Here is a 12,988-nt window from a genome sequence, read left to right on the forward strand (position 1 = left end):
GTGAATAGTACCCGGGCCGACACCGTGCCTCTGCGGCTCCGGTCGGCCGTTCGCGGCGCGTGACCCTACGCTGGGTCTCATGGACCCGGTGCAGATCGCGCTCCTCGCGTTACTGGCGGGAGCGGTGATAGGTCTCGGAGTATCGACTCTCGTCTTCGCAGCGTTGCGGGCGGCGGAGCGTGCCGAGGCCGAGGCGGCCGTGAGCGTACCCTCCGGTGTGTTGCAGGTGCTCGACGCCATGGAAGGTGCCGCATCCGTCGTGGATGCCTCGCTGACCGTCGTTGCGGCATCACCCGCGGCGCCGGGGTTCGGCATGTCGGCGGGTGAGGTGATCAGTGTCGAAGACCTGCGCGTTCTCGTCCGTGCGACGCGGACATCCGGTGGGGCGGAGAGCGCGCGCTTCCGCATGCGACGAGCCGCGGGCGGTACCGCGTTGCTCGCGACCGAGGGGCGGCTGGTGTCGGCGAGGGCGGCGTCGCTCGACGGTACCCACGTCCTGCTCGTCGTCGATGACGTCACCGAGCAGGAACGCCTCGAGCAGATGCGGTACGACTTCGTCGCGAACACGAGCCACGAGCTCAAGACGCCCGTGGGTGCCGTGAGCCTCCTCGCCGAGGCGATCGAATCCGCCGCCGACGACCCGCCGCAGGTACGCGCGTTCGCGGTGCGACTGCAGGCCGAAGCGGCCCGCTTGTCTCGCCTGACGAGTCGCATCATGGATCTGTCCCGACTGCAAGCCGCGGACGAGCTGCCGGAACCGCGCGACGTTTCGATCGACGAGGTTGTCGCGGCATCCGTCGAGTCGAACGCCGTGCAGGCGGATTCGGTCGGTGTAGAACTGCTGCGCGGCGGCGACCGGGGCGCGATCGTCCGGGGTGACCCGACGATGTTGATCGAGGCTGTCAGCAACCTGATCGCCAACGCGGTCGCGTATTCCCCGAAGGGGGGACGCGTCGGCGTCGGCGTGCGCGTGGAAGACAAGGTCGTCGAGATCGCCGTCACCGATCAGGGAATCGGGATCGTCGAGGCCGATCAGCAGCGCATCTTCGAGCGCTTCTACCGTGCCGACGGAGCGCGCTCTCGTCGCACGGGCGGCACGGGCCTGGGTCTCGCCATCGTCAAGCACGCCGTGCAGCGACATGGCGGGGAAGTCCGCGTGTGGTCGCAGCCGGGACGCGGCTCGACGTTCACCATCCGTCTGCCGCGCGCGTCGGCTCCCGAAGAGAACGAGAAGCCTCGCCGTCGCCGCAAAGCGGGCGAGTCGAGCAATCGTCGCAAGGCGAACGACACCACGAAGAAACGCCGAAGCGCCGTGAGCGCCGAACGCGCCCCTGAGGGAGAGAAGAAGACATGACCCGGGTCCTCATCGTCGAAGACGAACCCGATCTGGCCGAACCATTGGCCTACCTGCTGCGCCGCGAGGGGTATGAAGTCGAGATCGCGGAAGACGGCCCCGCGGCCGTTGCCGCATTCGAAGAGCGCGGATGCGACATCGTCCTGCTCGATCTCATGCTGCCCGGAATGTCGGGGACCGAGGTGTGCCGACGCATCCGTCAGACATCGGCGGTACCGATCGTCATGGTCACGGCGAAGGACTCGGAAGTGGACATCGTCGTGGGACTGGAGCTCGGGGCAGACGATTACGTCACGAAGCCGTACTCCGCGCGCGAGCTGCTCGCCCGGATGCGAGCGGTTCTTCGTCGCACCGCCGAGCCCGACGTGGATCTCGACGAGCATGTCCTGACCGGTGGTCGTGTGACCCTCGACATCGACCGCCACAGCGTCGCGGTGGATGGCTCGGAGATCAGCATGCCGCTGAAAGAATTCGAGCTTCTCGAAGTGCTCATGCGTAACGCCGGCCGCGTACTGACCCGCGGTCAGCTGATCGACCGTGTATGGGGGAGCGACTACTTCGGCGACACCAAGACGCTCGACGTGCACATCAAGCGCATCCGTTCACGCATCGAGAAGACGCCGAGTGAACCGACGATGCTCGTGACCGTGCGCGGTCTCGGCTACCGATTCGAGTCGGAGTAACGAGCGCTCAGGGAACGGGCGCTCAGGGAAAGGGCGCTCAGGGAACGAAGGGTGTGAGGTAGTCGGTCTCGCCCGTGAGGATCGGTACCTCGACGAGGGATCCCTCGGCGTCGCCGGCCTGGAAGTAGACGGGCATGGTCGCGCCCGGCATCGTGTCGATGTCGGGGAACGGCAGCGGGTCGTTCGCGCCGTCCATGCCGAGGCTGATCGCCTCGCTCGCGTCTAGGTGCGCGGGTCAGAATCGGGTGGCGTGGCGCGCGGCGTTGACTCTGGCATCGCGCGCTGACGGTCGCGAACGGGAACGGGCGGGCCGTTGCGGTGTGAGAGCGTGCGGGATCGCACGGCGAGGGGCTCGTGGCGACTGTCGGTGCGTGCTGTGACGCCCAGGGACCCCTGGGGAGGCCTATGCGGGCGCCAGCCCGGCGGCTGTAGCGACGCGGAGCTTGCGGAGGTTGTGGCAGATCGTGTGGAGTAGCCATTCGCCTTGGGCGCCGGCGAGTCCGCGTAGCCGGAGCTGTCCGGCGTTTTGCCGGGTCTTCATCTGCCCGAACGCGGGTTCAACGATGGCTTTGCGGCGCGCGTAGTCGGTGCGGCCCTGCTCGGTGCGCAGCGCGTGCGCCATCCGCTCCCGCCGGCTCGCGTCCTCTGGGGCCGGGTCCGGGGCGCCGGCGGTAGGGAAGCTCTCGCCGTGACGTTGCCGTCCCGTCGCGATCAACACCTGTGCGTCCAGATCGTCGGCGGCTTCGAGGTTGGCTTCCGAGCAGTAGCCCGCGTCAGCGAGGACGACCTCTGGGGAACGCTCGATTCCTGCCGCGTCGAGGTTCCGTAGGGTCTGCTCGGCCATCGGGACGAACTGCTGGATATCGGTGGCCTGCTGGGTGACCTCGGCGCTCAACACGATCTGGTGGCCCTCATCGACAACGGCCTGCGCGTTGAACGCGTAATCGAAGCCGCGGACCGTCTTCATCATCCGCGCCTCAGGATCGGTGAAATTGCGTTGCGCTTTCGGCTTCGGCGCCGCCGTGTCCACCGCAGTCGCGACGGCCGCGTCGGCCTGCTCAGGGGGCTGACCGGCGGCGTCGGCCTTCTTCCGCGCCACGGCTGCCGCCTTCTCGGCGGCGTCGGCCTCGATCGCGTCCTTCGCGGCACGTAGTTTTGCCAGGCGCCCCTCACGGCGGGCCAGCTCCGGGGCGACCTCGTCCCCGCGCCGGTCCTGGCCGAACTGCTGATCCTCGGCCTCATCGACCGCCTCCGCCTCGGCGAGCAGCGCAGCGACCTCGGCTTGGAGCTGATCGATCTTCGGCACGATCCGGTCATAGCTCATCGCCTTATGCCGCGACGCGTTCGCAGCCAGCTTCGTGCCATCCAGCGCGACCCGCCCCAACCGCACCAGCCCCGCCTCCGCGCAGACCCGCAGCACCTGCAGGAACAACCCCGGCAGGGCATCCAGGTGACGCCGACGAAACCGGGCCAGCGACCGGTAGTCGGGCGCCTGGTTGCCCGACAGCCACCGGAAGGCGATATCGCGCTTGCAGCGCCGCTCCAACTCACGAGACGAGGTCACGCCCGTCGCGTACGCGAACAGCAGCAGCTTCAACATCATCCGCGGGTCATACGGAGGCGCACCCGAGGCGGACGCGTACGACGCGTAGACCGGCGTCAGATCCAAGAGCTCTTCGACGACCTCGGAGATGAACCGGGCCTCATCATCCTCGTCCAGCCAGTCATCCAGACTCGGCGGGAGCAGGAAACACTGCCCCTGGTCATACCCACGGAACGTCTTGCCCGCACCCGCCGGTGCAGCCGATCCCGGCGCCCGCGCCTCACCCGGCTCGACCTCGAACAGACCCTCCAGGCTGGCAGTCACCGTCATGAATCGATTCTCCCAGCACCCCGCGCTATCCACCGGATTCACCCCGGCGCGTTAACGGAAGGATCTGACCCACGCACCTAGTCGCACCGTGAGTTCCGTCTTGGCGGAGCCCTCGCCGTACTCGACCCGAAGCGTCACGGGGTCGGTGCTCTCGTTCACGAAGGCGGCGAGGAAGTTCCCGTCGATTCCGTCATCCGAGACGATGAGCGCGTTGCGCACGGCGACATCGCCGGTGTGTGCGCTGACGCCGTCTGCCGGCGCATAGGGGATGAGCGTCGCCTGCGGCGAGATCAGCGTGCAGCCGGAAGTTCCCACCAGAACGGCGGCCACCAGGGCCAGAGACGCGAGCCGACGGGATTTCACGGGTCCTCCAGGGAGATCGCAGACGTTGCAATCTCATTCTAGGGGGGTGCGCTTGACCGCGGCTGCCCGCCGTGCACGGCGAACCTTAGCGTATGGCGCCTGTGGTATTCTGTAGGTTGCCGAAAGGACATAACTGCATGCTTTTTGAGGTTGGCGAAACGGTCGTTTACCCGCACCACGGGGCCGCGACGATCATCGAAGTCAAAGACCGGGTCATCAAGGGCGAGACCAAGAAATACCTGAAGCTCAACGTCACTCAGGGTGATCTCGTCATCGAGGTACCCGCAGAGAATGTCGACTTGGTCGGCGTCCGCGACGTCATCGGCAAAGAGGGTCTCGATCGGGTATTCGAGGTGCTGCGCGCACCGTTCACGGAAGAGCCCACGAACTGGTCCCGCCGGTACAAGGCGAACCTCGAGAAGCTCGCTTCCGGCGATGTCATCAAGGTCAGCGAGGTTGTTCGCGATCTGTGGCGTCGTGACCAGGACCGCGGTCTCTCCGCGGGTGAGAAGCGGATGCTCGCCAAGGCGCGGCAGATCCTCATCTCCGAGCTCGCGTTGGCCGAGAAGACCGATGAAGAGCGTGCGGGCGTCGTGCTCGACGAGGTCCTCGCAAGCTAGGCTCCCGGCGTGAGCATCACGCCCTCCCCTCGCATCGGAATCATCGTCGTCGCGGGTGGTTCGGGCACGCGCCTTGGCGCGGGAACACCGAAAGCCTTCGTCGGCATCGATGGACACTCGATGCTTCGGCATGCTCTGCGGGGTGTGCTCGCCGCGGGACCCGCGCAGGTCGTGATCGTCGCGCCCGCCGGACGTGAGGGTGATGCCCTCACCGAGGCTCTGGCCGCCTCGGAAGAGGCTCCCGCACTCGAGAGCGGTCGTCGACGTGATCTAATCTCCGTCGTCACCGGGGGCGAAACCCGGCAGCGCTCGGTCGCCGCGGGTCTGGCTGCACTCTGGGCCGACGTCGAGGTCGTGCTGGTGCATGACGCTGCACGGGCACTCACCCCGCCCGCCGTATTCGAGCGAGTCGTCGAGGCGGTCGACCGTACCGGGTCGGGCATCGTTCCGACCCTTCCGGTGATCGACACCATCAAGCGGGTCGGGGGAGAGGTCGTGCTGGAGGCCGTCGACCGTGCTGATCTCGCGGCCGCGCAGACCCCGCAAGGCTTCCCGCGCGGGATACTCGTCGCGTCGTATGCGAGCGCCGAGCAGGACTACACGGACGACACGGCGCTCGTGGCCGCGGCGGGGCATCCGATCGTCACCGTGCCGGGTGATGCCCTCTCGTTCAAGATCACGACGCCGGCCGACATGGACCGCGCGCGCGGGCTCATCGTGCCCCTCGCGCCGGCTCACGCACGGTTCGAAACCGGCGGGCGTGGGCCGCGGGTGGGGGTCGGCACCGACGTTCACGCGTTCGCGGGAGTCGACGGCGCCGGGGAGCCTGCCGCCGAGCTGTGGCTCGCGGGGCTGCATTGGCCGGGCGAGCCGGGACTGGCGGGGCACTCGGATGGCGACGCCGTCGCACACGCGATCGTCGACGCGCTCCTCTCTGCCGCTGGGCTGGGCGACATCGGCACGCACTTCGGTGTGGACCGCCCCGAGTTCGCGGGCGCGCACGCGGGTGCGTTCTTGACGAGGACGCGAGAGCTCCTCGGCAACGCGGGTTGGGCTGTCGGAAACGTCTCCGTTCAGTTCCAGGCCAACCGGCCGCGATTCTCGGCACGTCGCGCCGAGGCGGAAGCGGTGTTGTCCGAGGCTCTCGGTGCTCCGGTCTCGATCGCCGCGACGACGACGGACGGACTGGGGTTCACCGGCCGCGGTGAGGGCGTGGCGGCCTTCGCTGTTGCCCTGGTCGTTCCCGCCTGAATTTCACGCCTCCACGGCGAAGGGCTTCGGGTCTCGGGGCGCGCGTGAGCCCCATGCCAGTGTGACGAGGCCGACGGCGAGCACCAGGAGCCCCGCCACGGCGAGAACGCTCAGCTGCTCGCCGAGGACGCTCACCCCCAGGATGCTCGCGGTCAGTGGCTCGCCGAGGGTCAGTGTCGCCGCGGTCGCGGCCGTCAGCCCGTTCAGGCCCCAGGTGAACAGCACGTAGGCGACGGATATCGTTCCGATGCCGAGCCATACGGCCATCACCACTCCCGCGGGCTCCCGGAGCCACGAGAGGTCGACAAAGGGCAGCACGCAGGCGGAGAGCACGGCGGAGCCCGCGCCCATCGCGCCGACCACGGTGAAAGGGTCCCACCCGCCGTCCAGCAGTCGTCGCTGCGCATTGGCGATGACGGCGAAGGTTGCGCCCGCGCCAACCGAGCCGAGGAATCCGAGGGGGTCCGTGCCGCCGGTTCCCGCGGCATCCGTCCCGCCGCCCATTCCCAGCAGGGCGACACCGACGGTGGAGAGTGCCGTGGCGAGCAGCCAGGCGCCGCTCGGACGGCGGCGCGTCAGCGACCACTCGAGTACACCGGCCAGGATCGGCGCCGAGCCGAGCGCGATGACCGTGCCCACCGCGACGCCGTTGCGGGCGGTGCCCAGGAAGAACAGCGGCTGGTAGAGCGCGAGGCACAGGCCCGTGAGCGCCATGAGAGCGAGCGGCGCTGCCGTGAGGCGGGGGCGCGGTGGGACCGTGCCGCGGCGGTGGGCACGCCGGGCGAGCAGGAACGCGATCACTGCGAGGCCGGTACCACCGAGCACAAGGCGCACCACTCCGATCGAGAGGGGGGTGGTGTTGTCGGGGCCGAGCGCCTGCGAGGTACCGGTCGTGCCGAAGAGGACGGCCGCGGCGAGCACGGCGAGGACAGGAAGCACCCTCCAGTTCTACCCGGTCGGCGTGGGGGCGTCGAACTGTCGCAAACCGCTGCATCCGCTCGCCAGATCGAGCGTTTCGTGACAGCTCGATGCGCCGAACCCCCGCCGGTAGGGTAGATGAGTGACTCTCCGGCTCCATGACACGAAGGCGCAGCAACTGCGCGACTTCGTGCCGAGCGAACCCGGACGCGTGTCGATGTACGTCTGCGGCCCGACCGTGCAGTCCGGCCCGCACCTCGGGCACCTGCGCGGCGCGCTCGCGTTCGACGTGCTGCGCGGATGGCTCGAGCACCGCGTCGGCCCCGTGACGTACGTCAGAAATGTCACGGATATCGACGACAAGGTGCTCGCGAATGCGACGCCCGACGAGTCCTGGTGGGCGCTCGCCTACCGCATGGAGCGCGCCTTCGACGACGCGTATTCCGCGATCGGCATTCGTCCTCCGACGTATGAACCGCGCGCGACGGCGTCGATTCCGCAGATGCAGGAACTGATCGCGCGGCTGATCGACGAGGGGCACGCGTACGCCGCGGAGGGCGACGTCTACTTCGATGTTCGTTCGTGGCCCGAGTACGGCACGCTCACGCGTCAGTCGCTCGACGCTATGGAGGCCGCGGCCGACGCCGACCCGCGGGGCAAGCGCGATGCGCATGATTTCGCGCTGTGGAAGGGCGCGAAGGCGGACGAACCCGCCAGCGCGATCTGGGATTCACCGTGGGGCGCCGGCCGGCCGGGTTGGCACATCGAGTGCTCGGCGATGTCGCGCCGCTACCTCGGTCCCGAGTTCGACATCCATGGCGGCGGCCTCGACCTGCGCTTCCCGCACCACGAGAACGAGCTCGCGCAGTCTTCGGCCGCGGGCGACGCGTTCGCGCGGTACTGGGTACACAACGGGCTCGTCACCGTCGACGGCCAGAAGATGTCAAAGTCGCTCGGCAACTTCGTGCTCGCCGAGGACATCCTGCGCGCCTACGATCCGCTTGTCGTCCGTTACGCACTCGTGTCGGCGCACTATCGTTCCAGCCTCGACATCACGGAATCTTCCTTCGCGGAGGCCGCGTCGGCCCTCGAGCGACTGCGTACGTTCCTGGTCCGGCTCGGACGTGCCCGCGATGGGGAGTACGGATGGTTCGCCACCGACCTGCCCGACGCCTTCGTCGCCGCGATGGACGATGACCTGGGTGTTCCCGAAGCACTCGCCGTGCTGCACGAGACCGTGCGCGCGGGGAACGCGGCGCTCGACGCGGGAGATGTGGATACCGCGACAACCGCGGCGATTCACGTGCACACGATGGCCGGGATCCTCGGGATCGACCCCATGTCCGAGCGCTTGCGCGGGCATTCGGACGGCGCAGAGGCCCGCGCATTGCATACTCTGGTCACGAGCCTGATCGACCAGCGTGCGCGTGCGCGCGCCGGCAAGGACTGGGCCGCGGCAGACCGGATCCGCGACGCCGTCGCGGCGGCCGGCATCACTTTAGAAGACACCTCAGACGGCACGCATTGGAGCATCGATGGCTAAGCCAGGACGGCCCGGCGCGAGCAGGGGCAAAAAGGGCCCGACAAAGGGCACGGGCGGAAAGAACAAGCGTTCACTCGAAGGTCGTGGGCCGACGCCCAAGGCCGAGGATCGCGCGTGGCACCCCGCGGGTAAGCGCAAGGCCGCGGCCGAGCGCTTCGCTGCCGCGGGCGGCAAGGGGCGCCCCAGCTCGAACCCGAACTCGGGCCGCGCACCCCGCGCGAAGAAGGACGAAGAGACCGAGGTCGTCACCGGTCGCAACTCGGTGCTCGAGGCGCTCCGGGCGAAGATCCCCGCGACGGCCTTCTACATCGCGCAGCGCGTCGAGATGGACGACCGCGTGAAAGAGATGCTTTCGCTCGCGACGAACCGCGAGATCCCCGTGCTCGAGGTCACCCGCCCGGAGCTTGACCGCATGGCCGGCTTTGATGGCGTGCACCAGGGTGTCGCGCTCAAGGTTCCGCCGTACGAGTACGGACACCCTCAGGACCTGCTCGAGAAGGTCATCGACGCCGGCAAGCTGCCGCTTTTCGTCGCCCTCGACGGCATCACCGATCCCCGCAACCTCGGCGCGATCATCCGCTCGACCGCGGCGTTCGGCGGTCACGGCATCATCCTGCCGCAGCGTCGTTCGGCGAGCGTGAACAGCGCGGCGTGGAAGACCAGCGCGGGAGCGGCGGCGCGTACGCCCGTCGTGGTCGCACCGAACCTCACCTCGACCCTGAAGGACTTCAAACGCCAGGGCGTCTTCGTGCTCGGGCTCGACGGCGATGGCGATGTGTCGCTGCCCGCACTCGAGCTCGCCGACCGGCCGATCGTGATCGTCGTCGGCAGCGAGGGCAAGGGCCTGTCGCGGCTGGTGGCCGAAACATGCGACCAGATCGTGTCGATCCCCATCTCGGCCAGCACCGAATCGCTGAACGCCGGCATCGCGGCATCCGTCGCCCTGTATCAGGTGTCGACGCTGCGCGCGTCGGTCGGAGACTGAAGCACCCGCCTAGCCGCACGCGAAAGGATCACGGATGTCTCGCATCGCCGTCATCGGAGGAACCGGCTACGCCGGTAGTCACATCGTCGCCGAGGCGGTGGATCGCGGGCACACCGTGCTCTCTGTCGCCCGCACCGCGCCGTCCGAGCGCGTCACGGGTGTGACCTACATCGAGGGAACGCTGATGGACGTCCCGGGCCTCGTCGCCGAGATCCAGGGTGCCGAGGTCGTCGTCGTGTCGGTTCCCGCGCGGGGCGAGATGGCAGGACTCCTTCGTCCCGCCGTCGCCGAGCTCGTCGCAACCCTGCAGCCGGGAACACGGATCGGCGTGATCGGCGGGGCGGGCGGAAGCCTCTCCGCACCGGGCGGCCCCCGGGTCATCGATCTGCCGAGCTTCAACGACGAGTACAAGCCCGAGGCGTTCGAGGCGATCGGCATCCTCGAGGACTTGCAGGCCGGGGATCCGTCGATCGATTTCTTCTACGTCCACCCGGCGGGCGGGTTCGGAGCATGGAACCCGGGTGAGCGGACCGGGTCGTACCGTGACGGCGGCGATGTCATCGTGACCGACGCCGACGGGGAGTCGTTCATCTCGGGCGCCGACCTGGGCGTCGCGGTGCTCGATGAGATCGAGTCGCCGAAGCACTCGCGCGAGCGCTTCACGGTCGGGTACTGACTACTAGACGAGGTCGCGCCAGTCGACGGCGTCTGCCTCGGCGTCCGGCTCGATGGGCGCATCCTCGGGGATGACCGAGAGCGCCAGCGTCTCAGTTGGCGGGCCCATGATCGTGGCCTCGTCCCGGCGGTGACGCAGGACATCGTTGACGTACGACGTCAGGGCCTCGGCGAGCGGAACGGATGACCCCCGCTCCTGCGACATGTACCACCTGTGCTCCAGCACCTGGTGGAACACCTCGGCGGGCTCGAGCTTGGCGCGGAGGTCGTAGGGGATGGCCTTGACGACGGGTTCGAAGACGCGCGTCAGCCACTCGTGGGCGACCATTTCTTCGTCGACGCCGAGACGGGAGACGCGGGCGCGGAACTCGTCGAGGTCGTTCAGCAGGCGCCGTGCCTGGTTCTCTTCGACGTCGAGCCCGGTGAGCCGGATCAGGCGGCGCTGGTGGTGCCCGGCGTCGACGACCTTCGGTTGGATCGAAACGCGCGTGCCGTCGGGCGCGGCCTGGATGGACATCTCGCCAATGTCGAACCCGAGAGCATTCAGGCGCTGCACGCGTTCGGTGAGGCGCCACGACTCTGCCGACGAGAAGCTCTCTTGGTCCGTGAGTGCCGCCCACAGCGAGTGGTAGGACGAGAGGATGCCGTCGGCGATCTCGACCGCGTCGACACCGCCCTCGAGCCGCCCGCCCGCCTCGAGGTCCATGATCTCGCCGGCGATGTTGGTGCGCGCGACGTCGAGATCGTGCTCCCGCTGACCGAGGGTCAGGCCGCTCTCGTGCAGTTCACCGGTCTCGGCGTCGACGAGGTACGCGGCGAAGGCGCCCGCGTCGCGCCGGAAGAGCGTGTTGGAGAGCGACACGTCACCCCAGAAGAAGCCGACGTTGTGCAGGCGCACCAGCAGCACCGCGAGCGCATCGACCAAGCGTGTGGCGGTGTCGGGCCGTAGCACCTGGGTGAACAGGGCGCGGTAGGGGAGCGAGAACTTGAGGTGCGCGGTCACCAGGGCTGCCGGGAGCGGCTCGCCCGAGGCATCCTTGCGTCCCGCGATGACCGCGACGCGGTCGACGCACGGCACGTCGAGTCGGTGCAGGTTGCCGAGCATCTCGTACTCACGCCGCGCCATCTCGGCCGTCGTCTCTTTCACGGCCACGACGCGGCCGGACAGATTCGCGAATCGCACCAGGTGGCGCGACAGACCCTTGGGGAGCGAGACGATCGTGCTGCTCGGCCACTCGGCGAGCGGCACCGACCACGGCAGGGTCAGCAAGCCCGGGTCGACCTCGCTCGCGGTGATGCTGAGGGCATCGCTCACGGTTCCTCCTCGGTCGGTTTCGGGTGCGGGCGCGGAAAAATGCGTGCGGCGCGGGCCCCCGAAGAGGACCCGCGCCGCACGAGGGACTTACGCCGAGACGACGGGCTTGTCGGTGAGGCGCTCGCCGGACGTGACGTCGAAGACGTGCATGTGTCCGGGGATCGGGGCCAGGGTGACCGTCTCGCCCGCGTTGGGGTGACGACGGCCGTCGACGCGCGCGACGAGGTCGGTGCGCTTGCCGTTGATCTCGGTGTGGCCGTACAGGTAGCCGTCGGCGCCGAGCTCTTCGACCAGGTCGACGACGACGTTCAGACCCTTGCCGTCGGCCGGGCTGAGCACGACATCCTCGGGACGAATACCGATCGTGACCTCGCTGCCGTGCGCGCGGCTGAGGGTGTCGGCTTCGATTCCGACGACCGCGCTGCCGAACTGCACGCCACCCTCGACGAGCGGAACCGTGAACAGGTTCATGGCCGGCGAGCCGATGAAGCCGGCGACGAAGACGTTCTTCGGCTTCTCGTACAGGTCACGGGGCGTGCCGACCTGCTGCAGGATGCCGTCCTTCAGCACGGCGATGCGGTCACCCATGGTGAGGGCCTCGGTCTGGTCGTGCGTGACGTAGACCGTGGTGACGCCGAGACGACGCTGCAGCGACGCGATCTGCGTGCGGGTCTGGACGCGGAGCTTGGCGTCGAGGTTCGACAGCGGCTCGTCCATGAGGAACACCTGGGGCTGGCGGACGATGGCGCGACCCATCGCGACGCGCTGACGCTGACCACCCGAGAGGGCCTTGGGCTTGCGGGTCAGGTACTGCTCGAGGTCGAGCAGCTTGGCGGCTTCGAGCACGCGAGCGGCCCGCTCGTCCTTGCCGACGCCGGCGATCTTCAGGGCGAAGCCCATGTTCTCGGCCACCGTCATGTGCGGGTAGAGGGCGTAGTTCTGGAAGACCATCGCGATGTCGCGATCCTTCGGCGGAACATCGGTGACGTCGCGGTCGCCGATGAGGATGCGACCCGAGTTGACCTCTTCGAGACCGGCGAGCATACGAAGCGACGTGGACTTACCGCAGCCCGAGGGGCCGACGAGAACGAGGAACTCGCCATCGGCGACATCCAGGTTCAGCTTGTCGACGGCGGGGCGCTCACCGCCGGGGTACAGGCGGGTGGCGTTGTCGAACGTGACAGACGACATTGTTTTCTCCTTCACCGGCAGGTACGTGCCGGACGATCCGTAGTGAATGGAAACGGCGGGGGTAAACCGCCGCAGGCTCATCATCGGGCCCGCGGAAAGTATGACACAGCAAACGCGCGCCCGTCTGGGTGTTTCCCAGCCTGGCTGGCTAGCATCAGATACGGATGTCGCTGTACCCGCGCGCGTCCGACCCGGGAGCTCCCGATGTTCCCGGCCG

13 protein-coding genes are annotated in these 12,988 nt (G+C 68.4%); 7 read left to right on the forward strand and 6 right to left on the reverse strand.

What is annotated here, in order from left to right:
* Window positions 1–79: 79 nt before the first annotated feature.
* Window positions 80–1,354, forward strand: coding sequence for a sensor histidine kinase (locus CGU34_RS04980; RefSeq protein WP_036297840.1), 1,275 nt, complete (start codon window positions 80–82; stop codon window positions 1,352–1,354).
* Window positions 1,351–2,037, forward strand: a complete 687-nt coding sequence (locus CGU34_RS04985; protein ID WP_036297842.1) for a response regulator transcription factor — start codon at window positions 1,351–1,353, stop codon at window positions 2,035–2,037. The genes CGU34_RS04980 and CGU34_RS04985 overlap by 4 nt, the downstream gene beginning before the upstream one ends.
* A 37-nt stretch (window positions 2,038–2,074) precedes the next feature.
* On the opposite strand, the gene CGU34_RS16885 is transcribed toward CGU34_RS04985, so the two are convergent.
* The 3 genes from CGU34_RS16885 to CGU34_RS04995 form a co-directional block, all read right to left on the reverse strand.
* On the reverse strand, window positions 2,075–2,233 hold the full coding sequence (locus CGU34_RS16885) for a hypothetical protein (protein WP_157811234.1): 159 nt from the start codon (window positions 2,231–2,233) through the stop codon (window positions 2,075–2,077).
* Window positions 2,234–2,440: 207 nt separating this feature from the next.
* Window positions 2,441–3,910, reverse strand: coding sequence for an IS1182 family transposase (locus CGU34_RS04990; protein ID WP_036294992.1), 1,470 nt, complete (start codon window positions 3,908–3,910; stop codon window positions 2,441–2,443).
* Window positions 3,911–3,961: 51 nt separating this feature from the next.
* Entirely contained in the window at window positions 3,962–4,273 is a 312-nt protein-coding gene (locus tag CGU34_RS04995; protein ID WP_157811235.1) for a hypothetical protein, read from the reverse strand.
* A gap of 137 nt (window positions 4,274–4,410) precedes the next feature.
* On the opposite strand from CGU34_RS04995, the gene CGU34_RS05000 reads away from it, so the two are divergent.
* A complete protein-coding gene (locus tag CGU34_RS05000) occupies window positions 4,411–4,893 on the forward strand; it encodes a CarD family transcriptional regulator (protein ID WP_036297846.1) in 483 nt (160 codons plus the stop codon).
* Between the two features lie 9 nt (window positions 4,894–4,902).
* The gene (gene ispD / locus CGU34_RS05005) at window positions 4,903–6,144 is read left to right on the forward strand and encodes a 2-C-methyl-D-erythritol 4-phosphate cytidylyltransferase (protein WP_100813466.1); all 1,242 of its coding nucleotides are present in this window, start codon (window positions 4,903–4,905) and stop codon (window positions 6,142–6,144) included.
* Between the two features lie 3 nt (window positions 6,145–6,147).
* On the opposite strand, the gene CGU34_RS05010 is transcribed toward ispD, so the two are convergent.
* Window positions 6,148–7,083, reverse strand: a complete 936-nt coding sequence (locus tag CGU34_RS05010; RefSeq protein WP_036299870.1) for a DMT family transporter — start codon at window positions 7,081–7,083, stop codon at window positions 6,148–6,150.
* A gap of 121 nt (window positions 7,084–7,204) precedes the next feature.
* Between CGU34_RS05010 and cysS the strand changes: the two genes are divergently transcribed.
* The 3 genes from cysS to CGU34_RS05025 are packed head-to-tail and all read left to right on the forward strand — an operon-like array spanning window position 7,205 to window position 10,266.
* A complete protein-coding gene (gene cysS, locus CGU34_RS05015) occupies window positions 7,205–8,605 on the forward strand; it encodes a cysteine--tRNA ligase (protein WP_100813467.1) in 1,401 nt (466 codons plus the stop codon).
* A complete protein-coding gene (gene rlmB, locus CGU34_RS05020) occupies window positions 8,598–9,590 on the forward strand; it encodes a 23S rRNA (guanosine(2251)-2'-O)-methyltransferase RlmB (RefSeq protein WP_036299866.1) in 993 nt (330 codons plus the stop codon). The genes cysS and rlmB overlap by 8 nt, the downstream gene beginning before the upstream one ends.
* A gap of 34 nt (window positions 9,591–9,624) precedes the next feature.
* Window positions 9,625–10,266: an NAD(P)-dependent oxidoreductase gene (locus CGU34_RS05025; protein WP_036299864.1), complete on the forward strand. Its 642-nt coding sequence runs from the start codon at window positions 9,625–9,627 to the stop codon at window positions 10,264–10,266.
* Window positions 10,267–10,269: 3 nt separating this feature from the next.
* Here the strand turns inward: CGU34_RS05025 and CGU34_RS05030 are convergent, their stop codons facing one another.
* Window positions 10,270–11,580, reverse strand: coding sequence for a DUF4032 domain-containing protein (locus CGU34_RS05030; RefSeq protein WP_100813468.1), 1,311 nt, complete (start codon window positions 11,578–11,580; stop codon window positions 10,270–10,272).
* An 87-nt stretch (window positions 11,581–11,667) separates the two neighbouring features.
* A complete protein-coding gene (locus CGU34_RS05035; RefSeq protein WP_100813469.1) occupies window positions 11,668–12,771 on the reverse strand; it encodes an ABC transporter ATP-binding protein in 1,104 nt (367 codons plus the stop codon).
* Window positions 12,772–12,988: the final 217 nt, after the last annotated feature.

This window comes from Microbacterium lacus, from assembly GCF_002812805.1.
Classification (GTDB): Bacteria; Actinomycetota; Actinomycetes; order Actinomycetales; family Microbacteriaceae; genus Microbacterium; species Microbacterium lacus_A.